The organism is Polycladidibacter hongkongensis (assembly GCF_001561995.1).
GTDB lineage: Bacteria > Pseudomonadota > Alphaproteobacteria > Rhizobiales > Stappiaceae > Pseudovibrio > Pseudovibrio hongkongensis.
This window is the reverse complement of sequence record NZ_LLWC01000036.1, coordinates 208,822-234,512: the sequence shown is the minus strand read 5'-3', so window position 1 is coordinate 234,512 and position 25,691 is coordinate 208,822. Positions and strand designations below refer to the sequence as shown.

23 protein-coding genes are annotated in these 25,691 nt (G+C 53.2%); 17 read left to right on the top strand and 6 right to left on the bottom strand.

The annotated features are described in order from the left end of the window. The first annotated feature begins 39 nt into the window (after positions 1-39). The 4 genes from AYK82_RS16260 (at position 40) to AYK82_RS16245 (ending at position 5,194) form a co-directional block, all read left to right on the top strand. Positions 40-723 (top strand): DJ-1/PfpI family protein, encoded by a 684-nt coding sequence (locus AYK82_RS16260; protein ID WP_068318493.1) that lies wholly within the window; start codon positions 40-42, stop codon positions 721-723. A 144-nt stretch (positions 724-867) separates the two neighbouring features. Further along, entirely contained in the window at positions 868-1,275 is a 408-nt protein-coding gene (gene panD / locus AYK82_RS16255; RefSeq protein ID WP_068318490.1) for an aspartate 1-decarboxylase, read from the top strand. A gap of 113 nt (positions 1,276-1,388) precedes the next feature. After that, positions 1,389-2,897: an AMP nucleosidase gene (locus tag AYK82_RS16250; RefSeq protein ID WP_068318487.1), complete on the top strand. Its 1,509-nt coding sequence runs from the start codon at positions 1,389-1,391 to the stop codon at positions 2,895-2,897. A 119-nt stretch (positions 2,898-3,016) separates the two neighbouring features. Then, positions 3,017-5,194, top strand: a complete 2,178-nt coding sequence (locus AYK82_RS16245; protein ID WP_068318481.1) for a TonB-dependent receptor domain-containing protein — start codon at positions 3,017-3,019, stop codon at positions 5,192-5,194. 80 nt (positions 5,195-5,274) lie between these two features. Here AYK82_RS16245 and mutY read toward each other — a convergent pair whose 3' ends face one another. Beyond that, positions 5,275-6,411, bottom strand: a complete 1,137-nt coding sequence (gene mutY / locus AYK82_RS16240; protein ID WP_068318475.1) for an A/G-specific adenine glycosylase — start codon at positions 6,409-6,411, stop codon at positions 5,275-5,277. Between the two features lie 144 nt (positions 6,412-6,555). Between mutY and AYK82_RS16235 the strand changes: the two genes are divergently transcribed. Beyond that, positions 6,556-7,074 carry a DUF721 domain-containing protein gene (locus AYK82_RS16235; RefSeq protein ID WP_082733994.1) on the top strand — a complete coding sequence of 173 codons (519 nt, stop codon included), beginning with the start codon at positions 6,556-6,558 and terminating at the stop codon, positions 7,072-7,074. A gap of 21 nt (positions 7,075-7,095) precedes the next feature. Here AYK82_RS16235 and AYK82_RS16230 read toward each other — a convergent pair whose 3' ends face one another. Then, a complete protein-coding gene (locus AYK82_RS16230) occupies positions 7,096-7,692 on the bottom strand; it encodes a hypothetical protein (RefSeq protein WP_068318469.1) in 597 nt (198 codons plus the stop codon). A 360-nt stretch (positions 7,693-8,052) separates the two neighbouring features. On the opposite strand from AYK82_RS16230, the gene AYK82_RS16225 reads away from it, so the two are divergent. The 8 genes from AYK82_RS16225 (at position 8,053) to AYK82_RS16190 (ending at position 15,874) form a co-directional block, all read left to right on the top strand. After that, positions 8,053-8,649, top strand: a complete 597-nt coding sequence (locus tag AYK82_RS16225) for a thioredoxin domain-containing protein (protein WP_156453404.1) — start codon at positions 8,053-8,055, stop codon at positions 8,647-8,649. Positions 8,650-8,826: 177 nt separating this feature from the next. After that, the gene (locus tag AYK82_RS16220; protein ID WP_068318460.1) at positions 8,827-9,468 is read left to right on the top strand and encodes a DsbA family protein; all 642 of its coding nucleotides are present in this window, start codon (positions 8,827-8,829) and stop codon (positions 9,466-9,468) included. Between the two features lie 102 nt (positions 9,469-9,570). Beyond that, the gene (locus AYK82_RS16215; RefSeq protein ID WP_068318849.1) at positions 9,571-13,029 is read left to right on the top strand and encodes a chromosome segregation SMC family protein; all 3,459 of its coding nucleotides are present in this window, start codon (positions 9,571-9,573) and stop codon (positions 13,027-13,029) included. Positions 13,030-13,222: 193 nt separating this feature from the next. After that, a complete protein-coding gene (locus tag AYK82_RS16210) occupies positions 13,223-13,594 on the top strand; it encodes an AtpZ/AtpI family protein (RefSeq protein WP_068318457.1) in 372 nt (123 codons plus the stop codon). A gap of 50 nt (positions 13,595-13,644) precedes the next feature. Beyond that, complete coding sequence (locus tag AYK82_RS16205) at positions 13,645-14,412, top strand: F0F1 ATP synthase subunit A (protein ID WP_068318451.1); 768 nt, start codon at positions 13,645-13,647, stop codon at positions 14,410-14,412. Between the two features lie 75 nt (positions 14,413-14,487). Then, complete coding sequence (locus AYK82_RS16200; protein WP_068318445.1) at positions 14,488-14,715, top strand: F0F1 ATP synthase subunit C; 228 nt, start codon at positions 14,488-14,490, stop codon at positions 14,713-14,715. Between the two features lie 106 nt (positions 14,716-14,821). Next, entirely contained in the window at positions 14,822-15,376 is a 555-nt protein-coding gene (locus AYK82_RS16195) for a F0F1 ATP synthase subunit B (RefSeq protein WP_068318440.1), read from the top strand. A gap of 12 nt (positions 15,377-15,388) precedes the next feature. After that, the gene (locus AYK82_RS16190; protein ID WP_068318434.1) at positions 15,389-15,874 is read left to right on the top strand and encodes a F0F1 ATP synthase subunit B family protein; all 486 of its coding nucleotides are present in this window, start codon (positions 15,389-15,391) and stop codon (positions 15,872-15,874) included. Between the two features lie 64 nt (positions 15,875-15,938). On the opposite strand, the gene AYK82_RS16185 is transcribed toward AYK82_RS16190, so the two are convergent. Together AYK82_RS16185 and AYK82_RS16180 are read right to left on the bottom strand one after the other, a co-directional pair. After that, the gene (locus tag AYK82_RS16185) at positions 15,939-16,592 is read right to left on the bottom strand and encodes a ribonuclease HII (protein WP_068318430.1); all 654 of its coding nucleotides are present in this window, start codon (positions 16,590-16,592) and stop codon (positions 15,939-15,941) included. Positions 16,593-16,669: 77 nt separating this feature from the next. Beyond that, positions 16,670-17,818: a PA0069 family radical SAM protein gene (locus AYK82_RS16180; RefSeq protein WP_082733993.1), complete on the bottom strand. Its 1,149-nt coding sequence runs from the start codon at positions 17,816-17,818 to the stop codon at positions 16,670-16,672. 108 nt (positions 17,819-17,926) lie between these two features. Between AYK82_RS16180 and AYK82_RS16175 the strand changes: the two genes are divergently transcribed. From AYK82_RS16175 to AYK82_RS16165, 3 genes are all read left to right on the top strand, one after another. Further along, complete coding sequence (locus AYK82_RS16175; RefSeq protein ID WP_068318424.1) at positions 17,927-18,508, top strand: hypothetical protein; 582 nt, start codon at positions 17,927-17,929, stop codon at positions 18,506-18,508. Positions 18,509-18,668: 160 nt separating this feature from the next. Beyond that, positions 18,669-19,313 (top strand): ceramidase domain-containing protein, encoded by a 645-nt coding sequence (locus AYK82_RS16170; RefSeq protein WP_068318417.1) that lies wholly within the window; start codon positions 18,669-18,671, stop codon positions 19,311-19,313. Between the two features lie 115 nt (positions 19,314-19,428). After that, entirely contained in the window at positions 19,429-21,723 is a 2,295-nt protein-coding gene (locus AYK82_RS16165; protein WP_068318410.1) for an NADP-dependent malic enzyme, read from the top strand. A 93-nt stretch (positions 21,724-21,816) separates the two neighbouring features. Here AYK82_RS16165 and AYK82_RS16160 read toward each other — a convergent pair whose 3' ends face one another. Next, the gene (locus tag AYK82_RS16160) at positions 21,817-22,671 is read right to left on the bottom strand and encodes a hypothetical protein (protein ID WP_068318406.1); all 855 of its coding nucleotides are present in this window, start codon (positions 22,669-22,671) and stop codon (positions 21,817-21,819) included. Positions 22,672-22,892: 221 nt separating this feature from the next. Between AYK82_RS16160 and AYK82_RS16155 the strand changes: the two genes are divergently transcribed. Continuing rightward, positions 22,893-23,375 carry an Mpo1 family 2-hydroxy fatty acid dioxygenase gene (locus AYK82_RS16155; RefSeq protein WP_068318403.1) on the top strand — a complete coding sequence of 161 codons (483 nt, stop codon included), beginning with the start codon at positions 22,893-22,895 and terminating at the stop codon, positions 23,373-23,375. A gap of 67 nt (positions 23,376-23,442) precedes the next feature. Here AYK82_RS16155 and glyS read toward each other — a convergent pair whose 3' ends face one another. Beyond that, positions 23,443-25,680, bottom strand: a complete 2,238-nt coding sequence (glyS, locus tag AYK82_RS16150; RefSeq protein ID WP_068318400.1) for a glycine--tRNA ligase subunit beta — start codon at positions 25,678-25,680, stop codon at positions 23,443-23,445. Positions 25,681-25,691 lie beyond the last annotated feature (11 nt).

Sequence of the window (25,691 nt, the reverse complement as noted above, 5' to 3'; positions counted from 1 at the left end):
AATATTCTTTCCTAAAAGGAAAAAGTAGGAGCATTAAGAATGAGTTACGAGGAGCCAACTTACTCAGGTGGATATCATGAGGAAGCTCGGGTTATTTCTGCATTAATCTATCCGGGGTTTGACATGTTAGACCTGTTTGGCCCCTTGGAAATGTTCACGATGCTGCCGTTCAAGTACAAGGTGCATTTGGTTGCGCAAACCATGCAGCCGGTCCCCTCAAAGCAAGGAGCAGTCGTTCTTCCCGATATGACATTGGAAGAAGACGATCGCCCGCAAATGCTGCTCGTTCCCGGCGGGCAGGGAGCCGGCGCGGCTGTTGAGAGCTCTGCAATCTTGCAATGGATATCAAGGGCATCCTTGAATGCGGAAACAGTCATGTCAGTGTGTACTGGCGCTGCCCTGTTGGCGCGAGCTGGCGTGCTTGATGGCTTGTCGGCAACCTCTAATAAGATGGCGCTCAATTGGGTAGAGACGCAGGGGCCTAAAGTCCGCTGGAAGGCAAAAGGGCGCTGGGTCCAAGATAGCAAATTTTATACCTCCTCTGGGATTGCCGCAGGCATTGATATGGCCCTTGCCGTCATCGCGGAACAACAGGGCAAAGAGGTAGCCTATGAAACCGCCCTGTATGCTGAATATTCTTGGAATGACGATCCCACAAATGATCCTTTTACAAAAAAGGAAAGCGGACTTTCTACGTTAGTGGGTGGCAACCAATTTCTTTGATCCGCTTATCTAAAACCCGAAAGAACCTGAACAGGAAGTGGCAACGCCCCTAGGCATTCTTGAGTATTTGTACTAGTAGTTCTGCCAGTCGAGATGCGATTGCCGCATCTATAACTGCTTCAGCTTAAGGGCAAATCGGGAATTATGAAGAAAATCGTCGCCGCCAAAATGCATGGCATTCGTGTCACCAACGCGGATTTGAATTATCACGGTTCCATCACTCTTGATCCGCTGCAATGCCATGAACTTGGTATCCTGCCGCTGGAATTCGTTGAAATCTACAACAAGAACTCCGGTGCCCGCTTGTCGACCTATGTGATTTACGGCGAACCGGGCAGCAAGTGTTGTGTATTGAATGGCGCAGCCGCCCGTACTTGCCAAGTGGGCGACGAAGTTATCATCTGCTCGTCAGAATACGTCAATAAACAAGAGCTTGCAGGCTGGCGCACCAAAGTTATGACCTTCACTGCGCAAAACGAAAAGGATCAAATTCTCACTTACGCGGTCGATCAGCTGCCGGATGAGCGTTGGGATTTTCAAATTCAGCGCTAATTTGTGAAAAATATCAATACTGGTGAATAATTATTCATCACATGCGAGTTCTCGCTTGACGCGCCGGTGTCGGTTTGGCACAGATAAACCGACACGAAAGAGGAGAAACTGACGTGTCGACTATATATGATAGCGACGGCAAGGCAGCGGAAGCCGCTGTCACCACACCTAGCAACATTGCGGCGCAATCCTTTGATAATGCAGTTGCCGCTGTTGATCAGCTCATCACAATCTACGATCAATCGACCAAGTTCTTGCGCAAGGCGTTCAAGGCTGCTGTGCAAGGCGATTGGCCAAAACAGCGTATTCGCGCCTATTATCCCAAAATTGACCTTGCTCTAGAAAGCCATAGCCGTTCCGATAGCCGGCTGTCATACGGATTTGTCGCCGGACCGGGCCGTTATGAAACCACGATCACCCGCCCTGATCTATTCCGCGACTACCTGATCGATCAAATTGAGCAACTGCTCCATAACCACGGCAAGCCGGTCACGATTTCGCTTTCAAATGTGCCAATCCCTCTACACTTCGCTTTTTATGATGGTGCAAATGTAGAGGGCGCGCTGCCCTCCAGCACGGATCGCCCGCTGCGCGATGTCTTTGATGTCCCTGATTTGGCTGTGATGGATGACGCCATCGCCAATGGCATATTTGAAGCTGGTGAGGGACCAAAGCCGTTAGCGCCGTTTACGGCGCCACGTGTGGATTATTCCTTGCATCGGTTGCAGCACTATTCGGCAACCAGCCCGAAGCATTTCCAGAACTTCGTCCTTTTCACAAACTACCAGTTCTATATTGATGGTTTCGCGCAAAAGGCGAAAGAGCTGCTCGCAGATCCTGACAGTGGCTACACGGCTTTTGTCGAGCCGGGCAACCTGATCACCCGCGCTGGGGAGACGGAACCTTCTTCTGGCGAACCGCTGGGTCGCCTGCCGCAAATGCCCGCCTATCACCTCATCCGTGAAGACAATAGCGGCATTACAATGGTCAACATCGGCGTTGGCCCCTCAAACGCCAAAACCATCACCGATCACGTGGCCGTGCTGCGACCGCACGCATGGCTCATGCTTGGCCACTGCGCAGGCTTACGCAACAGCCAGCAGCTGGGCGATTATGTGCTAGCGCACGGTTATGTGCGCGAAGACAAGGTACTGGATGCAGACTTGCCCACATGGGTGCCAATCCCGCCCTTGGCTGAGGTGCAGGTGGCGCTTGAGCAAGCGGTGGCATCGGTCACCGGCTATGATGGCTATGAGCTTAAACGGGTGATGCGGACAGGTACGGTGGCGTCAATTGATAACCGTAACTGGGAGCTGCGCGATCACCGTGAGCCAGTCCAGCGGTTCTCGCAGTCCCGTGCCATTGCGCTGGATATGGAATCGGCCACAATTGCCGCCAACGGTTTCCGCTTTCGAGTCCCCTATGGCACGCTGCTGTGCGTTTCCGATAAACCGCTGCACGGCGAATTAAAGCTCCCTGGCATGGCGACTGATTTTTATCGTCGTCAGGTGGCGCAGCATCTGGAAATCGGGATTAACACCATGGAAATCCTGCGAGACATGCCAAGCGAGCGCTTGCACTCGCGCAAACTCCGCTCTTTCGCAGAAACCGCGTTCCAGTAATGCAGTTATCGCCAATTAATGTAGCCAGATAATGTTGAGAAATACTGAGTAAAAGTTGCAGAATCTCGTGTAGCATATATAGGTGAGTGTGTAACTCATGTTAAGGAATACACTCACCTATGACACTGACACGGAAGGGTGCGGTCCTCATCGGGATCTCTGCCCTTTTTGTGACGCCTTTCTCAGGTAGCGCCCAAGAAAGCGACAAAAAAAAAGATACTATCGAGCTTGATCCTGTTGTTTTAACACAAGAAACTAAAGATAGCGCAAAGACGACAACGTCGGTTATCGGATCTCAAACAGTAGAGCGCCTTCACGCTGCTACAGTCCCGGAAATTCTAAATATCCTGCCCGGAGTTGATATTAACGGCAGCGCCCGCCTTCAGGGACAGTCCATTAATGTTATGGGGTTTGACGATCAAGAGGATGTTCGCGTTACGATTGATGGCGCGCAAAAGGATTTTGAAGCCTATCGCCAAGGTACAATATTCATCGAGCCTGAGCTACTGAAGCGCGCTGAAGTGAGCAAGGGCGCGTTCGATGCAGATCACTATGGTGCCTTTGGTGGCTCTGTTGCCCTAGAAACAAAGTCTGCTGAAGACATGCTGGAGCCAGGCAAAACCTATGGCGCAATGGCAAAACTAAAATATGCCTCAAATGGCAATGAGTTGATCAAGTCACTGAGCGCCTATGGCAAGTCAGAGGAGCTTGGTGTTCATGTTCTTGGGGCGTTGACCCATCGAAAGAATGACGATTTTGTTGATGGTGCAGGCGACAACCTGTTCTTCTCCGGCGCGAAAGTGCTTTCAGGACATGTGAAGGCCAGTTTGGAGCGAGAGGATCACTTTGTTGAGCTCAGCGCCCTGTCCTCCTTTAGTGATGATGTCACTCCATGGGCTTCAAAACGTGGTTCGTTGCCAAGTCCCTATAATATTCGGCGTTACGGGCGTGAAGGGGCTTACAGGCGGATGTCGGTGCAAAGAGAGTTGCGCGATAGTTCAGCTTCTTTAAAGTATCGGTACAGCCCAGATAACCCGTTAATTGATCTGGCAGCTAAAGTTACTTGGGCCCAAACCCTGCAAAAGAGTGAGCGGCTGGACAAAACTGCGCGCCCATATACTAGTCAGCATGGGGACCGCAGCGAGACAAACTATCAGACATATGGTTTTGATCTGCGTAACATGAGTTCATTTGAATTCGATGGTGCCGACCTTGATCTATCCTATGGCTATCAGTTCTCTGTGGTCGATCGTAAACACTGGTCGTATTATGATCGCTACAAAAATGACCCAGACAAAAATTACGGTCTTTTTGCGCCCTATTATTATCCTGAAGGGCAGCAGACCGTCCACTCTGCTTGGCTTGAAGGCGCGATCTCGCTGCAAAACGGCTTAACCATTACCCCCGGTTTGAGGTACGATGTTATTAAAACAACAGGTGTGCCAAATCTGGCAAATGATTACAATACACCTGTAATTGATGGTGAAAAAGGTGATGACTATGGTACAATCTGGCGTCATGGTATCTCCCCTTCACTTTCTCTTGACTATGAAATCAATGAGAATTTGAGCTTCTTTGCTGGCTGGGCAAAGAAGCAGAGAGCGCCAATTTTTGACGAAATCTACGATACCGATAGCATTCGTTATCGCACGAGTAATGAGCTAAAATCAGAGTGGGTCGACGCGAAAAGGGTTGGCTTCAATTTCTCGGCTGAAGATGTGTTTTCTTCCCAAGATTATTTATCAGGTCGGGCGCTCTTTTATCACAATCAAGTCACTGATAATATTGGAAGAACGCGCGGAGACTATATTTTAGGGGATCCTTCTCCGACATATACCAATAAAGCAGGTTACAACACGGCAGGAGTTGAATTGGAGCTGTATTACTCCCATCACAACTTTTTTGGAGCTGTTACCTATGCAAAAGGCTTTGGGAAAATGAAGGGCACACCTCTGTCACCTACGAAAGCTTCTATTGGCTCAATTGGTGTTGCGCCTGAAAAGCTAGGTTTGATGGCAGGCTACAAATTCCCAGAGCAAGGCGTAACGTTAGGCTGGCGGGGTTCATTTGTTGGCGAACGGCATCACGAAGTAGAATGGATGGAAGGTGGGGCAAAGGCCAAAGGCTACTCAGTTCACAATCTGTTTGTTAAAGTCGCTCCTCAAGATGGACGCTTCAAAGGTGTGGAGTTTACCGCCGCAATCGATAATGTGTTTAACAAAGCATATCGTCCGTTCTTTAATGGCTACTATGCAAAAGGCACAAATTTGAAAGCCTCTGTTGCCTACAAGTTCTAATCAAACGGTATTGGGCCAGTAGCTACTGGCCCAATTCTTTTTTCGCCTCCAGCGGATGACACGCCGGTGGCGCGCACGCGCTAGAGGCACTGCGCTGCGCGCAAGGCCTTCTTAAAGACGGTTGGCAAGGCTTCCCCAGCCAAAGCATTAGGGAGCGACCACCAACAATTCTCCGGCAGGTTTAGCCCATATTCGAGTTCGCAGCAAAACACCTGCAGGTAGAGATGGAAATGCGTGAACGTATGCTTCACAGGTTCGGCACACAAAGACATGGTCTCTGGCATCTCAAGCGACAGTCCCTTAAAGGGCAGCGACAGTGCTTCATCTTTAGCCGCACCATCTCCCGCGCCAGCCCATTGCACCCACTCTTGAGCGGTGACGCAAGATGGCGCAGCGGAACTGACCCGCCAATCTGTGCCGGGAACCTCACTCATACCGCCAAGTAGGCCTTTTGCATGCCGCTTGCGCAGCAGCACCGCACCATCTTTTTGTTTTATCACAAACGCCGCGCCGTAACGTGTCGGCTTGGCCTTTTTGGGTCGTTTGCGCGGCAAGCTTTCGTGAATGCCAGTTAAGCGCCCTTGGCAACGCTGCATCCATGGGCAAAGCCCACAAGCAGGGTTGCGCGCAGTGCAGACCGTGGCGCCAAGATCCATCACGGCCTGAGCAAAATCGCCGGGCCTGTCTTTGGGCGTAAGTTGCCCCATCAGGTCCTTTACAGGCCGCTTTAGTGTGGGTAAGGGCGTCTCCAGCGCAGCAAGGCGTGAGAGCACGCGCTCAACATTGCCATCCACCACAGCAGCGTGTTTGTTAAACGCAATAGCGGTGATGGCAGCGGCTGTATACGGCCCCACTCCCGGCAGATCCAACAACTCTTTCTCGCTTGACGGGAATTCTCCGCTAAAGACGGAGGCGACATGCTGCGCACACTTATGCAGATTACGCGCCCGTGAGTAGTAGCCAAGCCCCGCCCATTCCTTAAGCACGTCATCCAAGTCACTGTTAGCCAAATCTTCGAGGCACGGCCAGCGCCGGATAAAGCGGGTAAAGTAGTCTTTAACGGCTGCAACCGTTGTTTGTTGCAGCATCACTTCGGAAAGCCAGACATGGTATGCATTAGGTTTTGCACCGGATTTTTGCCGGACTGGGCTGGTTCGCCATGGCAGTTCGCGATGGTTTCTGTCATACCATTGAAGTAGTTCTGAGCTTTCTTGCATAGTGAACTTTCAAACTTGCAGGTAAACTCCCTTACATCTTGGGGTCTCTTGGTATTTCAAGGTACCCATTAAAGAAGGGATTAAATAGTCTAGGTAAAAACAACGGTCACACCGCCGCCGTAATTAGGTGGTTTAACAGCGGTAATGAAAATGGCAAGTCAGGCGAAAAAACGGCAGCATACGGCGCATCAGCTGAGTGAGCTGGTCAACACCACGTTGACCCCCGCAGCGCGCAAGCGCGGCTTCGCCAGTGTCGACTTGATTGCCGCTTGGCCGGAGCTGGTTGGTCCAAGATATAGCGAGAAAGTCCAACCCGGACAGCTGATCTGGCCCAGAACAAAGAATGCCGACGGGGAACAGCTGGCCGAGCCTGCCACATTGCTTGTCTATACCGACGGTCCTACCTCTTTGTTCTTCTCCCATGAAATTCCTCAGCTGCGTGAGCGGATCAATCGCTTTTTCGGTTGGTGCGCCGTGGGCCGCATCAAAGTGATGCAGCGCCAGCCTATGCGTCCACAAACCATAAAGAAGCAACCTCCCAAACAGATCAGCGCAGCGGAAAAGGCGCAGATTCAGAAAGTCGTCGCTCCAGTGCAAGATGATCGTTTGCGCGCGGCCTTAGAAAAACTCGGGACAGCCATTCGCGCGAAAAGCAGCAACTAATTCTCGCGTGTGTTAAGTGCATCACAAGCTAACAACGAGATCTGCTCCCGCAGCCGTATAACCCAGCAGCAAATCAGGCCGTTCCATGAGCAAAAACGCGGTTGCACCTGTCTGCGTGTTATGCAGCTCGATCGTGTCGCCGTTCATGACCCACTTGCTGACGCTTTTAAGCGCTTCGCTATTGCACCCCGCAACGATCGCACTGCCGCCAAACTGGCTGGCGATGACAGCACTTGCAGAAGCTGTCCCTCCTGCTGTTAGCGGAGCAGGCTGTTTGGAGAACTCAAGCTGGCAAGTGCCATTTGCGGTACCAAGGCCTTCATCCACGTTCCATGGCTGTGCTGTGAGGGCGGTCAGATCGGCAGTGCCATTGTACGCGAGGGGAGGGAGGCTCTCGGCCTGCTCCGCCTCAACTTGCTGACTGAGTTCTTCCACAGAAGGGCCATCAACAAACTCTTTTTTAGAGTAGGCCTGACAGGCGCTCAAAGCCAGACAAATTGACACTGCACTAAAGAATGGACGCATCAGCAAAACACCAGATTGTTTACAAAACCTCAAGGCCATCACCGGCGAATTGCCTGTGACGATCACAATCAGCGTATTATGCGTGAAAAACACTAGAATTGCGCCCTCTATTCAGCCTCATCCATAGAAATTTTATCAAAACTTCACAGTACCTCTGCTGTCAGGCCATCTTAGCGTGTCTCCATATGCGCCTTGCGCGTTTTCCTTGTTCTCTGCGGCCAAATGACCCGTATGCGTCAAGCGCCACCATGTCGCACTCCAGCCCTCTTAAACATTTGCTAGAACGGCAGTTGTAGATTTTTGGCTAGATCCTCAGGGTCACTCGAGAACTGTTCGCGCCAACGCGCGGCTCGCTGTGCGGGCCAATGGCCAAACTAGATTATTCAGGAGACGCCCGTGTTTCAGTTGCGCCCACATCTGCGATCTATCGCCGCTGCTATTGCTCTTAGCATTGTGGCACTGGCCTATCTGCTGAGCGGGGCGCGGGCTGAGGAGTATACCAAAGAGCAACTCCTGCCGGAAACTGAACTTCAGATACTCAGCGAGGGCACCTCAAAAGCTCCTGTTTATATGGTGGAATATTCATCTCTTACTTGCAGTCATTGCGGGCACTTTGCAAAAAAGATCAAACCGTTAATCAAGGAAGAGTTTATTGATACCGGCAAACTCTATTATGTCACACGAGAGTTTCCTTTAGATGCAGTCGCCAGCGCCGCCTACATGATCGGGCGGGCTCTGCCCCATGAAGCCTATGCAGAATATCTTGAGGTGATGTTCGTGCATCAGCGGGACTGGGCGTACACGAAGGACCCATATGCGGCCCTGGTGAAAATGGGAAGGCAGTTTGGTCTTAGCCAAAAGCAAGTTGACGCAGCGATATCTAATCAACAAGTGCTGGACATGCTACTGGAAACCCATAATCATGCAACCAAGGTGCTGGGGGTAACAGCAACGCCAACCTTCTTTATTAACGGCAAAAAATATGTTGGCGCACTGCCCTATGATCAGCTGCAAGAGATTTTGAATGAGCAAATTGCCAAGGGCTATTGAGCAATTGATGATGTTCACGCAGAAGTGATCCTGAAAAACTGGGGAAAATCTAGCACTGTCAGTAACCTAACATAATTATGGCATGGTTCTAATCTGAGTTGACCAAAGTAACTTCTTAGTGCCATTTTGGGCCAGCGCCTCGATGAGGCACAACAGATTTAGTTAGGATTAGAGATCGTGACCTTTACTCGTAGAGACCTACTCAGCCACACCGGGACTGCGCTTCTGGGAGCTTCCACGTTGGCCCTCGGCCTTGCACCTGTTTCTGCTTTGGCCCAATCGCAGGAAGATCTTGCACAGGCAAGCCCGCTCGGCGATATGCAGCTGGGTAGTGCAGACGCTCCGGTAACTGTGATCGAATACGCCTCGATGACTTGTGGTCACTGTGCCTCTTTCCACAAAGACACCTTTAAGGCGTTCAAGGATAAGTACATCGACACCGGTAAGGTTCGCTTCATCTTCCGCGAATTCCCTCTGGACCCTGTCGCCGCTGCGGCCTCAATGATGGCCCGCTGTCAGCCGCAGGATAAGTACTTTGCCACTTTGTCCACCATGTTCGATCAGCAGCGCAATTGGGCATTCACCGATAATCCCTATGGTGCATTGTTGAAACTTGGTCAGCAACTGGGCATGAGCAAGCAACAATTCGAAGAATGCTTGACAAATCAGGAAATTCTGGACGGAGTGACAGCCACGCGCAATCACGCCTCCAATAAACTGGGCGTTGATTCGACGCCGACATTCTTTATCAACGGTGACAAGCAGAGCGGGGCGCTCTCGATTGAACAGCTTAGCGAGCAAGTCGACAAGCATCTTTAATGGCTTCAGCGCAGCGTACGGGCACTCCGTACGCTGCAGCTTTGATGTGCCCACTTGTGATTGTCTCGCAATAAAGCAGCACACAGCGCGGAGGCGCGCACAGTGAAATTCCAGCGCCTTCGTATCATCGGCTTCAAATCATTTGTCGAGCCGATGGAATTTGTCATCGAAGATGGTCTGACTGGTGTGGTTGGCCCGAACGGCTGTGGCAAGTCCAATCTGGTTGAGGCCCTGCGCTGGGTTATGGGAGAGAACTCCTATAAGAATATGCGCGCCTCGGGCATGGACGATGTTATCTTCTCCGGTAGCCTAAACCGGCCAGCGCGCAACACCGCCGAAGTTACTGTATTTCTGGATAATGATAGCCAAAGCGGACCAGAAGCGTTTGCTGGCGCGCAAACCTTAGAAGTTACGCGCCGTATCGAGCGTGAGGCTGGCTCTGTCTACAAGATGAATGGCAAGGATGTGCGCGCCCGCGATGTGCAGCTGCTCTTTGCCGACGCCTCCACCGGCGCCCGCTCGCCCTCCATGGTGCGGCAAGGGCAAATCGGCGAGATGATCTCCGCCAAGCCAACAGCTCGTCGTAAGGTGCTTGAAGAGGCAGCAGGAATATCCGGCCTGCACAGCCGTCGTAACGAGGCGGAAATCCGCCTCCGTGCCGCCGAAACCAATTTGGAGCGGTTGGAGGATGTGCTCACCCAGTTGGATACGCAGGTTGATAGTTTGAAGCGCCAAGCGCGACAGGCCTCGCGCTATCGCAATCTGTCCTCCGACATCCGCCGAGCCGAAGCCACAATTTTGTATTTGCGCTGGCAAGAAGCAACCGCAGCGCTTGATAGCGCGCGTAAAGCCTTTGCCGAGGCCAATGCGGCACTTGCAGATATCTCCGGCACGCAGGCCGCCGCCGCAAAAGAACAGGCAATTGCTGCCCATAAACTGCCGCAAATGCGCGATGCAGCTGCCTCCACCGGCGCTGCGCACCAGCGTCTTGTTATCGCCAGCAAAGAAATGGATGCGGAAGAACGCCGCATCAAAACACGCCTTGCCGAGCTGGAAGGGCGCATGCAGCAACTGCAAGAGGACATCGCCCGCGAACAGGCGCTGCAACAGGAAAACGATAGCTATCTGGAAGAGCTTGGCGAAGAAGAGCTCGAGCTTCAACAGCTAGAGGAAGGGGCGCAGGCGCAGGCTGAGGAGCTGGAAGAGCGGGTTGGTGATGCAGCCCAAGATCTTGCCGCCGCTGAAGCAGCGGAAAGCGCCGCCACGCAGGCCCAAGCGCAAATGGCAGCTTTGCAAAACCAGCTACAACAAAAGCTTGAGCGTGAGAAAGCACGCCAGCAGCGCTTTGCCGATCAGGCGCGCGCGCTGCAAAGCCTGTTGCAAGGCCTGCAAGAAGAAATTGACCGCGCTCGGCAGAACGGCGAACACCTAGAAGAATTGGAGATGGCGCGCGAGGAACTGGCCGAGCTGGAAGAGCAGCTGATTGAGGCAGAAAGTGCAGTGGACACCGCGCAAAAGCGTGAGGTTGCCGCCCGTGGCCCGCTTGCTGATGCGCGCCAGCGCCTAACCAGCGCACAAAGTGAGGCGGCCACGCTTTCCAGCATTTTGGCGGCCGCAGCTGTGGGGGATTGGCCTCCCTTGGCAGATCAACTAACCGTGCAAGCGGGCTACGAAATGGCGCTGGGCGCCGCTCTTGGCGATGATCTTGAGTTGCCATTGGCAGAGGATGCCCCGGCTTTTTGGGGTGGCTGCCCTATGTCATCCGGCGATCCTGATTTGCCCTCAGGCGCTGAGCCCTTGAGTAAGTTTGTTAAGGCTCCTGTGCAGGCGAGCCGCCGCTTACAGCAGATCGGCGTGGTCGCACAGACGCAAGGGGATGCGCTGCAACCGGATCTGGCCACAGGTCAGCGCCTTGTCAGCAGGGAAGGGGATTTATGGCGCTGGGATGGTCTGCGTCTGAAGCCAGATGCGCCCACAGCTGCTGCCCAACGTTTGGCGCAGCGCAACCGCTTGGCCGAGTTGCAACGCGTACTGGAGGAGCTCGAAGCCGCTGCCGAAGCTGCCGCCAATGAGCTGGAAAGCGCTGCGAATGCCCTCGGCGTTGCCCGCACGCAAGAACAATCTCAACGTACTGCCCTGAAGCTGCAGCAGGGAACAATCGCACGACTGCAAGAGCAGTTGGCGGCAACGCAGCGGGCAATCGCGGCACTTGAGGTCAAGGAGGCCAGCGCGCGAGAACAACTCGCCCGCCTTGCCGAGGAGCAGGCAGATTGCAACGAGGCACTGGAAGAGACTGTTATGCAGCTGGAGGAGCTGCCCGATATGCAAGAGCAGCAATTACGCCTCTCGCAAGCCGTAGCAGCAACTGCCAGCGCTCGCGCACAATTGGCCGAAGCCAAACTCGCCCTGCAAGGCTTGAGCCAGCAAAAACAGCAGCGCACCGCCCGCATCGCCGCCATCGCCCGCGAACGGCAAAACTGGGTGCAGCGCGCAGAAAACGCCGGCCGGCAACTGGAAACGCTACAAGGGCGCGCACAAGAAACCCGCGAAGAGCGGGAAATGCTGTTGGAAGCGCCAGAAGAAATCGAGCTGAAACGGCAAGAACTGTTGTCCGCCATCTCTGCCGCTGAAGAAGCTAAGCGCGAGGCGGACACAGCCCTGCAAGAGGCCGAACGGCGCCAGATAGAGGCCGATCGCCGCGCCAATGAGGCGCTGGAAGGGCTCGCCGGGGCTCGTGAGCGCAAGATTCGCGCTGAAGAACGCCTGCAAGCTGCAAAAGAACGCCGTTCAGACACCGAACATCATGTGCTGGAAACACTGGATGTCGGCGTTGGCGAGCTGGCGCGCCTCGCCGAGATTAAGGCGGATGCACCCCTGCCGGATATGGCGGCGCAGGAAAAACGCCTTGAGCGGCTAAAAAATGAACGCGAACGCTTGGGCGGCGTCAATCTGCGTGCCGAGGAAGAAATGCAAGAGCTAGGCGGGCAAATCACCACGCTTACCAACGAGCGCGATGACCTCATCGAGGCGATTAAGAAACTCCGCTCCGCCATCGCGAATCTCAATAAGGAAGCCCGCGAACGCCTGCTCAACTCTTTTGATGAGGTCAACAATCACTTCCAACGGCTGTTCACCCATTTGTTTGGAGGGGGCACGGCAGAATTAAAGCTGGTTGATTCTGAAGATCCACTTGATGCTGGTCTTGAGATCTTTGCGCGCCCACCTGGGAAAAAGCCACAGACAATGACGCTGCTCTCCGGTGGCGAGCAGGCACTTACCGCTATGGCTCTAATCTTCGCAGTTTTCCTCACAAATCCTGCTCCGATTTGTGTGTTGGACGAGGTCGACGCCCCGCTGGATGACGCCAATGTTGAGCGCTACTGCGCGCTACTTGAGGAGATGTCCACAAACACCTCCACCCGCTTTGTGGTCATTACGCATAACCCGATCACCATGGCCCGCATGAATCGCCTTTTCGGCGTAACAATGGCGGAAAGGGGCGTGTCTCAACTGGTTTCTGTGGACCTAGAAACTGCTGAGCGATTCATCGAAGCCTCGTAAAAACCCGTAAGAAAATGTGGCTTGGAAAAAACTAATGAAAACAAGCCTGTTAGGAACTCTTGAAAGCTTAATAAAAACATATACTTATAGATAATCTCTCTGATCTTGACTTCAATAGGTCGCCCGACTATGTTGCCCCCGACTTTGATGGTTCGCTGTGGCTGGCGCTGCGGGTTGTTTTGAAAGGCAGAAGATGACCTCAAAAGACGATCAGCGAAAAGCGCAGAAACAGGCGAATTCTGAGAGTGAACTGTCCGAACGGCTGAATAAGCTGGACACCGCTCTGGATGCTTATTCCGCGGCGCAAGCGCCAAAGAAGAAGCAGGAGGGGGCTATGACAGGCCTCTCGCAAGGCTGGAAGATGTCTTCCGAGTTTATTGCGGGGGTTCTAGTAGGTGGTGTTATCGGCTGGACGTTTGACAGTTGGCTTGATACCAAGCCGTGGGGGCTTATTGTCTTCCTGCTTCTTGGTTTTGCTGCTGGCGTTTTGAATGTGCTGCGGGAGGCGGGCAAAATGGCTCAACCTGTGCACCGGCAAGACAAGTCGGCAGATCGCAAAGATTAATCATGCTGCGCTTTTGCGCAGCTCCATTTGGCACTTCAGGGGTATGACCTGTGGCAGGTAGTTCAGGCAACGCGATCGATCCGATCCACCAGTTCCACATCAACAATTTCATTGATTTGGATATCGCTGGTATTGATTTCTCCTTTACCAACGCCTCGTTGTTTATGGTTTTGACAGTTGCAGTGGCATCACTGTTTCTAATCTTGTCAACCAACAGGCGCGGCCTTGTGCCAGGGCGCATGCAGTTGATGGCTGAGATGTCCTACGAATTCGTAGCCTCAACCCTTCGCAGCGCTGCTGGGAATGACGCCATGCGGTTTTTCCCGCTGGTCTTCTCCCTCTTTATGTTCGTTTTCGTAGCAAACTTGCTGGGTATGGTGCCTTACTTCTTCACCATCACCAGCCAGATTATTGTTACCTTTGCCTTGGCCATGCTGGTCATTGGCACAGTCACCGTTTACGGGTTCTTCAAACATGGCGCCGGCTTCCTCAAGCTGTTCGTGCCAAGTGGTGTGCCAGGCTATGTTGTGCCGCTGGTTACCACAATTGAAGTTATCTCGTTCCTTTCCCGTCCTGTCAGCCTGTCCGTGCGTTTGTTCGCCAACATGCTAGCAGGTCACATTACCCTGAAAGTGTTTGCAGGCTTCGTGGTCATGCTCACAGGTGCCGGCGCTGTCGGTATCGGTGCCGCTATTATGCCACTGGCGCTTACCATCGCGATTACCGCGCTGGAGTTCCTGGTTGCATTCCTTCAGGCCTACGTGTTTACGGTTCTTACTTGCATGTACCTCGCAGATGCGCTCCACCCGAGCCACTAAGAGAATATGTAGTATCCGGGTTATGTGAACCCATCAGTCAAAACGACGAAATTTGCTAGTTTAGGAGCACTTGTCATGGAAGCAGAAGCAGCAAAGTTCATTGGTGCTGGTATCGCCTGTCTCGGTATGGGTGGCGCAGCGCTTGGCCTCGGCAACATCTTTGGTAACTTCCTTTCCGGCGCACTGCGCAACCCATCCGCAGCTGATGGCCAGTTCGGTCGCCTCATCCTCGGCTTCGCTGTTACCGAAGCTCTGGGCATCTTCTCTCTCTTGGTTGCTCTGCTGCTGCTGTTCGCTGTTTAAGCAACATCGGTACAATCAAGACGCAAGAAATCTTCAGCGGTGTTGTTGTAAATTGCGGCACCGCTGATTTTTTAGGAGCGTCACTAGAGCTATCACGGAGTTGGTGATGTCGAGCACGTCAAGCGAACACCAGTCGACAGGAACAGTAGCCCACGGCGGCGAAGCCGGTGGTGCCTTTCCTCCATTCGACAGCACAACCTATCCCTCTCAGCTTTTGTGGCTGGCGATTACCTTTGGCCTCTTCTATCTGTTGATGTCCAAAGTAGTGCTGCCACGCATTGGCGGCATCTTGGAAGATCGCCGTGACCGCATTGCCGGCGACATGGCAGAGGCTTCCCGCCTTAAGCAGGAATCCGAAGCAGCCGTTGCCAGCTATGAGCAAGCTCTGGCCGACGCCCGCGCGCAGGCCGGCAAAATGGCTCGCGAAGCGGCAGATGCAGCAAAAGCATCCTCCGATGCAGCCCGCACCAAGGCAGAGGCAGAACTTGCCGATAAGCTTGCCAAGGCTGAAGAGAGCATCGACAAAATCAAGCAAGGCGCTTTGGCTCAGGTTGGTGATATTGCCGCCCAGACCACGCAAGAGCTTGTTAAAGCTGCAATTGGCGGAGAAGCCCCATCAAAAGATGTGGCAGACAAAGCCGTTGCTGCTGTGATGAAATAGGGGAGCAGAACAATGTTTGATGCAAGTCTTTGGGCCTTTGTTGGTCTTGTTCTGTTTCTTGCGCTGCTTGTCTACCTCAAGGTGCCTGGTAAAATCGGCAGCAGCCTTGATGAGCAAGCGGACAACATTAAGAGTGAACTGGAAGGCGCGCGCAAACTGCGCGAGGAAGCTCAGGCCGTTCTTGCTGAATATCAGCGTAAACGCACCGAGGCAGAAGCCGAAGCAGAGCAAATTGTTGCCGACGCAAAGGTGAACGCGGAGCGCATGACGAAAGAAGCTGCTGAAGCTCTTGAAGGCATGATTGCCCGCCGTACGCAAGCTGCGGAAAATAAAATTGCTCAGGCAGAAGCCTCGGCAATCGCGGAAGTCAAAGCCAAAGCGGCGGATATTGCTGTACAGGCTGCTGAAGTGGTGCTGACTGATGTTCTGAAAGACACGGCAGCAAGCGACAAGGTCACCAGCGATGCTGTTAAAGTGACAACTGGTTTGTTGCAGTAATAGGTAAGACCTATTCGATTAAAGCTTATTGACCCCACCTTTCTGGTGGGGTCTTTTTTATGGTCTACGGGTCAAGCAGCGCGTGAATAGGCCGAAAGCTGCGCCGATGCAGTGCGCAAGGCCCAAGTGTCGCAAGCGCCGCCTGATGAAGCTTGGTGCCATAGCCTTTATGCTGAGCAAAGCCGTATCCGGGAAAATGCGCTTCAGCCTTTTTCATGAGTCTGTCGCGCGTGACCTTGGCAACAATTGATGCAGCGGCAATCGCGAGACATCTGCCATCCCCTTTGACAAGTGCTTGTGCTGGCCCCGTAATGCCGCTTGGCACATCTCGGCCATCAATAAAAGCATGGGTCTTTTTACTCGCCAAGCGTAGGTAACACTTCGTCATGCCCTGCAACGTTGCTTCGCGGATGTTTAGCTGGTCGATTGTCTGAGCTGATTGCACGCAGATGCTTACCTGAGCCTTCGCCAGTATTTCGCCATATAGCGCCTCACGCGTCGCCTCATTCAGCTTCTTGGAATCGTTCAAGCCATTCGGCAGCTGCGTGTAATCAAGGCAAGCCGCCGCAATGACCACCGGCCCGGCCCACGGCCCTCGGCCTGCTTCGTCGATGCCAACCAAGTCAGCTCCTAGCTTAAGTGAAAGCTCGCTTTCAAAGGCTGCGCTGAGCGTATCGGGGAAGGCGATATCAAATAGAGAAGCTTGAGAATTGCACATACCCTTTCATAGCAAGGCCTTTAATATGCACAAGTCGATACCCGTGCTCATTCACATATCCGCTCGCAAAAATGCTGCTAAAACAGCTCCAGCTGTTGCCCCCCTCCACGAGGCGGCAAGAATACGTCGCAGTTAAGCGATACGTTTCGTTGAACGAGCCCATGCCGCTTTCTTGCAAGAGAAAACCGCTTGCTGATCATATCTGCGTAAGGGCCGGTGCCACGCATCCGCTTGTGCCATTGGGCATCATAGTCTGCTCCGCCGCGCATGGAGCGTAGCAAACTCATAACATGCCTGTACTTGTCTGGAGTTTCGCGAAGCAGCCAATCGCGGAATAGTCCTGCCACTTCCTGAGGCAGCCTTAGCAATATATAGGCAGCCTCGCTGGCACCCGCTGCTGCACATGCAGCCAGTATCTCCTCTATCTCGTGATCGGTAAGCGCCGGGATAACCGGCGCTACCATCGCCGTAACAGGTATGCCATGCTCATGCGCCTTTTCTATCGTCTGCAAGCGGCGTTTCGGGCTAGAGGCGCGAGGCTCCAGAGCCCGGCTTAAGCGATGATCTAGTGTTGTCACAGAAACCAGCAGCTTCACCAAGTTATCCTTAGCTAATTCCTGTAGCAGATCCAAATCGCGCAACACCAAAGCTGACTTGGTGATAATTACAAGGGGATGGCGTGTTTCTACAAAGACCTCTAGAAGATCTCGGGTCAGCCGTTGCTGGCGCTCTATTGGCTGATATGGGTCTGTATTGCTGCCGATCGTTATTGGTTGTGGCTTGTATCCTTTACGGGAAAGTTCCTGCATCAGCACCGCTGCAGCATTTTGCTTAGCGAAAAGCTGCCTCTCAAAATCCAAACCCGGAGAAAGCCCCATATGTGCATGTGATGGGCGAGCATAGCAGTAACTACAACCATGTTCGCAGCCTCGATAAGGATTAATTGAACGTGAGAACGGGATATCCGGAGATTGGTTTCGCGTGATCAGCGTTCGCGCTTTTTCGCTTTGCACCTCAGTTTTGAAGACAGGTAGATCTTCTTTGTCCTGCAAATCATCATAGACAGCAACGCGCTGTTCGCGCTCATAACGCCCCGAAACATTGGTTGCCGCGCCACGGCCCCGCACCTGCGCTGAGAGCAGCTGGGCACCAGCAGGTTGCAACGACGCTCCCTTAGCGTTCTGCCCTTCAAATACTTGGATATTAGCTTCTGCAGGCAGGTCCATGTGCAAACTCTCGAAAATAATACGAACACAAAAAGAACAAACACAAAACAAATAACAAAATCAACCCATAAGGTTTTACAGGTTGCAGCTTTGAGCTAAACTGTTGATATGTTTACGCTCGTACTATCCGTAAAACAAAACGAGACAGATGCAGCCAAGACACTCGCGTCAGTTGTTCCTGCCTGTGCCCGTGGATTGGTTACCAACGCCGTGATTCTTCAGGCAAGCGCCACGCCCACAGCTGCGCCTCTGGCCGATACAGCAGGCGCAGTCTTCCACTGTCAGGAAAACTGGACCTTGTCCCAAGCTAGTCGCAGGGTTAATGAGGCCGCGCGATCCTCTTGGGTGTTTTGGATGCAGTCGGGGGTTATTCTTGAGGGCGAATGGGATAGCGCTGTTGAAAGTCTTATTTCGCGATTGGAAATGGCGGCAGAGCATCAGCGCCTTGGTGGAACACTTCCATTATCTGCCTCCGGTTTCTCAAAAAAACAGATGTTTTATCAACGTCTTTGGCGCCTCGCACCCGCTTTTCTAGGTCGCGGACACCCCAGCCAACCACTGGTGATGCATCGCGCGTTACTAACAGAATTGGCAACACGTCACCCTGCGCAGAATGTTGACGCGCTTGGTCCGTTGCTCGGCCGCCGTGCCAAGCCGGTAAACGCTAGCGCTCGCTATTCTTTCGCCTAGTCCACAGCCATGAGTGTGGGGCGTGATCGCTCTGGGTTGGTAGAGCCTGCGCATCTCGGCCTAGTTGTCTTGTTCGGCGCGGTACATCCGGCCAAAAGGCGAGCTTCCGATAAACCAGCTGTACCACTATACTTTGCGTTAGCAACGGGAGGGCTGTTGAATGGATTTGATGCAGCATATTGACGCCTATTGTGAACGCACAGCGTTTACCTTCTGGAATGAACCAATCAACGCTATAACCAATGGGGCGTTCGCACTGGCGGCTCTACTCCTTTTTCTGCAGTGGCGCAGGGGCGATGGGAGAAAAGCTGAGCTGTTGCTGATCAGTCTCATCGCCTGCATAGCGGTTGGTTCATTCTTGTTTCATACGGTGGCGACAACTTGGGCGATGCTCGCAGATACCATCCCCATCCTGTTGTTTATGATTACCTATATAACCCTTGCTATGCGTAGCTTCTTGCAATGGTCGTGGCTGCGAACAGCGACAGGACTGGCGGTGTTTATCGGCGCAATGGCTATGTCTCCACCACTGCTTGGTCCGCTTGTGGGCACTTCGGCAGGGTACGTCCCTGCCGCTCTCGCGATCTTTGTAATCGCATTCCTGGTGCCACCGCAGCGCACAATGGTCCGTCATGGCTTATTGGTAGCAGGCATTACCTTTGCGGTATCTGTAACCTTCCGTAGTTTCGACCTGAAGGCATGCGCTGCTGTGCCCATTGGGCTGCATTTTCTGTGGCATTTGCTCAATGCAATTGTTTTGTATGTTCTCACCAGCACGCTAATGCGCTTTAACAGGCACAAGTAGTATTTGTTACATAAAAACACGCAGAGCGTTTTAGCGGGAGATTAGCGTGGGGCGTCATACTTGGGAGAGTGCCCCACTTCGGCAAAGAGCGTGACGCCAAACCAAGAAGTCAAAAATGTCAGATAAGAAGCACCCGCAAGGCGGAAACCTAGACGATCAAGCCCTTTATTATCACACCTATCCACGCGCAGGTAAGCTGGAGATTCAGGCAACCAAGCCGCTTGGCAACCAGCGCGACCTTGCCCTTGCCTATTCGCCGGGCGTTGCCGCCCCGTGCCGTTCCATTGCTGCAAACCCCGATAAGGCAGCAGACTACACCGCCCGCTCTAATCTGGTTGGTGTCATCTCAAACGGCACCGCTGTTCTTGGTCTTGGCGCGATTGGTCCGCTGGCTTCCAAGCCTGTCATGGAAGGGAAAGCGGTTCTTTTTAAAAAATTCGCTGGCGTTGATGTTTTTGATATCGAAGTAGATGAAACCGACGTCGATAAGTTTGTTGATGCTATCGCCGTTCTGGAGCCAACGTTTGGTGGTATTAACCTGGAAGACATCAAGGCGCCGGAATGCTTCCAGATCGAGGATAAGCTGCGCGAGCGCATGAATATCCCGGTATTCCATGACGACCAGCACGGCACAGCCATTATTGTTGCCGCCGCTGTGCGCAATGGTTTGGAGCTGGCTGGCAAAGACATCTCAACGGCAAAAATCGTCGCCTCCGGGGCAGGCGCTGCGGCGTTGGCCTGCCTCAATCTGCTGGTTTCACTTGGTGCCAAGCGGGAAAATGTCTGGATTTCCGATATCGAGGGCTGTGTCTATGAGGGCCGTGAAGCCCTGATGGACAAATGGAAGTCCGTCTTCGCGCAGAAAACCGATAAACGCACCTTGAGCGAAATTATCGAAGATGCGGATGTCTTTGTCGGCTTGTCGGCCGGTGGGGTGCTCAAACCGGAGATGGTCGCCAAGATGGCACCAAAACCGCTGCTGATGGCGCTGGCCAATCCGACGCCGGAAATCATGCCAGAAGAAGCCGTGGCCGTGCGCCCTGATGCGATGGTCTGTACTGGCCGCTCTGATTTCCCCAATCAGGTCAACAACGTCCTGTGTTTCCCTTATATCTTCCGCGGGGCGCTCGATTGCGGCGCCACCACCATTAATGAAGAGATGAAACTGGCAGCGGTAGAGGCTATTGCCGCACTTGCCCGTGAAGAGCCAACCGATGTGGTTGCCCGCGCTTATGGTGGCATTACCCGCACATTCGGGCCGGACTACCTTATCCCGAGCCCCTTTGATAACCGTTTGATCTTGCGTATTGCACCAGCAGTTGCAAAGGCGGCCATGGCAAGCGGCGTTGCCACCCGCCCGATCGAAGATTTCGACGCCTATATGGATCAGTTGAACCGCTTCGTGTTCCGCTCGGGCATGGTGATGAAGCCAATTATCCAGCAGGCTAAAGCCGCGCCAAAGCGCGTTATTTTTGCAGATGGCGAAGACGAGCGCGTCTTGCGCGCCGTGCAGGTAGTGCTGGAAGAGGGGCTGGCAATTCCGACCCTCATTGGCCGCCCGGATGTGATCACCTCCCGTTGTGAGCGCTTTGGCCTGAAAGTGCGCCCCGGCACTGATTTTGAATACATCAACCCGCAGGATGACCCGCGCTACCGCGAGTATGTCGATACGCTGTTCTCGCTTGTTGGGCGTAATGGCGTAACGCCCGATGCCGCGCGTACCATCGTGCGCACCAACTCCACAGTGATTGGTGCTTTGGCCGTGCAGCGCGGCGAGGCAGATGCTCTTATTACAGGCCTTGAAGGCCGCTTTGATAAACACCTGCGCGATATCTCGAACATTATAGGCAAGGGAACAGATGTTACCGACTTCTCAACCCTGTCGCTGCTCATTAACTCCAAAGGCGCGTTCTTCCTTGCAGATACTTATGTAACCGAAGACCCTTGTGCCGATGAGATCGTAGAAATTACGCAAAAAGCGGCAAGCCAGATCCGCTGCTTTGGTATTACTCCACGTGTGGCGCTGCTATCCAGCTCCAACTTTGGCTCCCGCACTTGTAAAAGCGCGATCAAAATGCGCTCGGCTGTGGAGCGTCTCTGGCAAGAAAACCCTGATCTGGAAGTGGAAGGAGAGATGCACGCAGATGGCGCGCTTAAGCAAGAGGTGTTGAAGCGTTACATGCCGCACTCCCGCTTGCAAGGACCGGCAAACACCTTTGTCTTCCCAAGTTTAGACGCAGCCAACATCGCCATGAACCTGATGAAATCCATGACAGATGCCCTGCATGTGGGGCCGATACTCCTTGGCGCCGCCAAGCCCGCGCACATCCTCACCCCGTCGGTTACCACGCGCGGTATTGTGAATATGACGGCACTTTCCGTTGTTGATGCGCAAAATAGAGAGACCTAATCTCTGTTGTCACGAGGACGTGAAACATTAAAGCAAAGGGCGGCCTTTAGGGCCGCCCTTTTTTATGAAGACAACAGGCCGCTACGACAATAGCTAGTTGGCGCGACAAGCCCTGCAATACTTGTAGGCGGCCAACTCGGCCCCAAAATCTTTCACTTGCGCACTGCGCAGCCATTTATGGGCAAGCCCGGAAAAATAGCGCAGCACCCCGCGCGAGCCCTGCAATATGGCCTGTCGAGTTCCGAATTGGATGGTCGCGCTAACACCAGCGACATAGGAGAGGCCCGCATCTTGCGCCTGCACCTCCACCGCTAGCCAGCGTCCGCCTACCAGCTGCGATCGGATGTAGCGGCGTTCTTCACCTTGCAAAGTCGCTGCGCTGACCCAGCTGCTTGCGTTGCGAACTGTGTAGGCGGGTTCTGGCTGGCCTTCGCTTTGCCGCAACAGCTTGGCGTGCAGGGCAGAATGCTCCCCATAGCTCATATCATAACTTCTGATAAGTAATGCCCCGCGAAAGCACGACAGCGTTGTAGCCCGGAATTTTTGATTGATAGATCCACAATACTTGCTGGGGTAGGTATATCCGGTGCTGTTAAACCAAGCACTCTTCCAGCCATCGCCATGCACCTTGGCAAGTGTTTCCTCATATAGCCGCGTTGCCACAAAAAAGCTTGGGTCCGCCATGTGCTGGCGCCCAAAACGCTTTCCAGCAAACTTTGAAAGAGCGGCGTCGCTGCTGGTCTTCCACTCTCCCGTCGCAACCTCATTCAGGAGGCCTGTAAGCACCAGACCGAGCTGCAAAAAGGCCTTCTCCTGCCGAGTTAGTTCTCCGGCATCAAACCGGGCGAACAGCGGTGCATAACGCAGACGAACATCGTCAGGCTGAGCAGCAGCGATGAGTATACTTGAAGCAAATAGAATTTTAAAAATAAATAGTAAGCGGTGCATCTAGGCGATTCTCGGATCATGCAAGTTGATCTTAGTGCCTGTTGCGCTGTTTCATCAAGTAAACAATTTATATCCATCACTTAAAACTGAACGAGTGTAAATATTTAATATAGTCTGCTTGCATTTTTTAAAAACCCTATTGAATTGTTTGTTTTTTTTAGCGTAATTTTATCTTTGTGGAACGCAAGTTAAATTAAGCAGAACTGGATCGGGGAGGGATCATGACTGCAAAACAAAGACGCATCGACGCGCTGTTGGCCGAGTATGGCGAAAGTCACCAGAATGCAACCAACAAGCTCATTCATTGGGTTTGTGTGCCGCTGATAGCATGGACTGTTACAGCTCTGCTTTGGTCCATACCAACCCCCTTAGGCTTTCGCTTAGTTCCCTATTGGAACTGGTGTACGTTGGTTCTAGCACTTGCTGTACTCTACTATGTGGTGCTCTCGCCTATGCTGGCGCTGGGCATGCTGCTGTTTGCCGTCTTGTGTGTCTGGGGCAACCAAGCGCTCGCAACAGCGGGCCTTGCATGGCCTTTATGGCAAATTGCGCTGGCGGTGTTTGTCATCGCTTGGATTGGGCAATTCATCGGCCACAAGATTGAGGGCAAAAAGCCGTCCTTTTTTAAAGACTTGCAGTTTTTGCTGATTGGTCCAGCGTGGCTGCTGCATTTTATCTACAATCGCTTTAAGGTGCCTTACTAGGCAAGCAACCCAAAAAAAAGCCCGGGAGACATCCCCCGGGCTTTTGCATTTTTAAAAAACGGCTGTGCTAGCCTGCGATCTTTGAGAAATCCGCAACCTGATGCATCGTGTGGCGAATGCGCGTCAGCAGCTTCAAGCGGTTCTCACGTACCTTGGCATCCTCTGCATTCACGTGAATATCGACAAAGAATTTGTCTACTGGTGCCCGCAGCTGCGCCAGAGCGCTCATCGCGCCGTTGTAATCATTCGCGACCAACAGCGGCGCCACCTGCGCCTCCAGCCCACAAATGGCCTCAAACAAGGCAACCTCGGCAGGCTCGATGAGAAGGGCGCTTTGCGGCTCCCCACCAAAGCTTGTGCCTTCTTTCTTCTCTTCAGCGCGCAAAATGTTGGCCGCGCGCTTGTAACCGGCCAGCAGGTTTTCACCATCCTCAGAGCCAAGCAATGCACCCAGTGCTTCCGCGCGTTTGACAACAAGGGCCAAATCACTTTGATCCCCAAGGGCAAACACAGCATCAATCAGATCATGCCGGATGCCCTTGTCCTTCATCACGACTTTCAAACGTTCGGCAATAAAGCCCATCAAATCGTCAATAAGGCCCCGTTCCAGCGCTGTTTCAGGAACTTTCTCGCTAAAGCTATCCAGAACTTTGCCAGCACAGCCGTTCACAAACGAGAACAAGCCAGAAACCAGATCTTCTCCGGCTTCCCCTTTGCCAATAAAGGGCAGCCCCTTCAGGGCATCTTCGCCGCGGGCTGTCGCCACATCGGCAAGATTGCGCCGCAGCGCTTGCACCAACACATCGCGTAGAGGTAAACGCAGATCGTTTTCAAGCACAATGCGAATAATGCCAAGCGCTGCCCGGCGTAGCGCAAACGGATCTTTCGAGCCGGTCGGCTTTTCATTAATTGCCCAGAAACCTGCCAGAACATCCACTTTGTCCGCAAGTGCAACGGCGATAGATACCGGCGCACTTGGCACCTCATCTGCCGCCCCTGCGGGCTTGTAGTGATCCTCTATCGCAGCGGCAATAGCGGGCGTTTCCCCTTGCGCGGTCGCTAGATAGCGGCCAATCAGCCCCTGTAACTCGGTAAACTCAAACACGCTTGCGCTAACTAGGTCCGTCTTGGCAAGCTTTGCAGCGCGCTGCGCATCTGCTGGTGCTGCTCCGGTGACGCTGGCCAATTCGGTTGCCAAACGCTCAAGGCGCTGGACCCGCTGCCCCACTGTTCCCAGCTTTTCATGGAAGATAATGCTATCCAGCTTGGGCAGATTGCTTTCCAGCTTCGTTTTCAGATCACCTTCCCAGAAGAATTTTGCATCTGAAAGCCGAGCCGCAACCACTTTTTCGTTACCGGCAATAATCACGGCACCGCCGTCTGTCGCCTCGATATTGGTCGTCAGAGCAAACTTGTTGGAGAGTTTACCCGTTGCCGGATCGCGCAGCACGAAATTCTTCTGGTTTTCTTTGATTGTCAGCTTGATAACTTCATCCGGAAGCGCAAGGAATGCCTCGTCATAAGCGCCGATCAATACCGTTGGCCATTCGTTCAGCCCGGCCACCTCTTCCAGCAGGCCTTCATCCTCGACCAGCTCAAGCCCAAGCGCCAGCGCTGCATTTTGTGCGTCATGCAAAATGATGTCTTTGCGCCGGTCCGCATCAAGCACCACTTTGTGGGCTTCAAGCTTGGCCATGTAGTCTTCCAGACGGCGAACCTCAAAGCTTTGTGGCGCAAGGAAGCGGTGCCCGCGGGTAACATTGCCGGACTTGATGCCACCAACTTCAAAATGGACAATCTCGGGCTCTTCAGTTTCTGGGCCAAATGTACAAACAATGGAATGTAGTGGGCGTACCCACTTCAAGCTGCCTGTGCCCCACCGTTGAGACTTTGGCCAAGGGAAATTGCTAATGATGGTAGGCATTGCCTCGGCGATGATATCTGTCGCCGGGCGCCCGTCTTTCTCGATCACTGCTACATAGAAATCACCCTTTTTGGGGTCGTTTTGCACTTGCGCATCATCGATAGAGGCAAGGCCTGCGCCGCGCAAAAAACCCTCCAATGCTTTTTCTGGGGCGCCAACGCGTGGACCTTTACGCTCTTCGCGCGTCGCGGCAGAGGCAGCAGGCAAACCTGCAACGTGCAGGGCGAGGCGGCGAGGTGTCGCAAATGCTTTGGCGCCCTCATAAGTCAGGCCAGCCTCAACCACAGCATTGGTAACAAGTTTTTTTAGGTCTTCCGCCGCGCGACGTTGCATACGGGCAGGGATTTCTTCGCTAAACAGTTCGATAAGAAGATCAGGCATGGGAGATAAAC

Bases quoted from the DNA above. Each gene is read 5' to 3' on its own strand.
- AYK82_RS16260 (WP_068318493.1), top strand. From the start codon at position 40: ATGAGTTACGAGGAGCCAACTTACTCAGGTGGATATCATGAGGAAGCT.
- panD (WP_068318490.1), top strand. From the start codon at position 868: ATGAAGAAAATCGTCGCCGCCAAAATGCATGGCATTCGTGTCACCAAC.
- AYK82_RS16245 (WP_068318481.1), top strand. From the start codon at position 3,017: ATGACACTGACACGGAAGGGTGCGGTCCTCATCGGGATCTCTGCCCTT.
- mutY (WP_068318475.1), bottom strand. From the start codon at position 6,411: ATGCAAGAAAGCTCAGAACTACTTCAATGGTATGACAGAAACCATCGC.
- AYK82_RS16235 (WP_082733994.1), top strand. From the start codon at position 6,556: ATGAAAATGGCAAGTCAGGCGAAAAAACGGCAGCATACGGCGCATCAG.
- AYK82_RS16210 (WP_068318457.1), top strand. From the start codon at position 13,223: ATGACCTCAAAAGACGATCAGCGAAAAGCGCAGAAACAGGCGAATTCT.
- AYK82_RS16200 (WP_068318445.1), top strand. From the start codon at position 14,488: ATGGAAGCAGAAGCAGCAAAGTTCATTGGTGCTGGTATCGCCTGTCTC.
- AYK82_RS16195 (WP_068318440.1), top strand. From the start codon at position 14,822: ATGTCGAGCACGTCAAGCGAACACCAGTCGACAGGAACAGTAGCCCAC.
- AYK82_RS16190 (WP_068318434.1), top strand. From the start codon at position 15,389: ATGTTTGATGCAAGTCTTTGGGCCTTTGTTGGTCTTGTTCTGTTTCTT.
- AYK82_RS16185 (WP_068318430.1), bottom strand. From the start codon at position 16,592: ATGTGCAATTCTCAAGCTTCTCTATTTGATATCGCCTTCCCCGATACG.
- AYK82_RS16180 (WP_082733993.1), bottom strand. From the start codon at position 17,818: ATGGACCTGCCTGCAGAAGCTAATATCCAAGTATTTGAAGGGCAGAAC.
- AYK82_RS16175 (WP_068318424.1), top strand. From the start codon at position 17,927: ATGTTTACGCTCGTACTATCCGTAAAACAAAACGAGACAGATGCAGCC.
- AYK82_RS16170 (WP_068318417.1), top strand. From the start codon at position 18,669: ATGGATTTGATGCAGCATATTGACGCCTATTGTGAACGCACAGCGTTT.
- AYK82_RS16165 (WP_068318410.1), top strand. From the start codon at position 19,429: ATGTCAGATAAGAAGCACCCGCAAGGCGGAAACCTAGACGATCAAGCC.
- AYK82_RS16160 (WP_068318406.1), bottom strand. From the start codon at position 22,671: ATGCACCGCTTACTATTTATTTTTAAAATTCTATTTGCTTCAAGTATA.
- AYK82_RS16155 (WP_068318403.1), top strand. From the start codon at position 22,893: ATGACTGCAAAACAAAGACGCATCGACGCGCTGTTGGCCGAGTATGGC.
- glyS (WP_068318400.1), bottom strand. From the start codon at position 25,680: ATGCCTGATCTTCTTATCGAACTGTTTAGCGAAGAAATCCCTGCCCGT.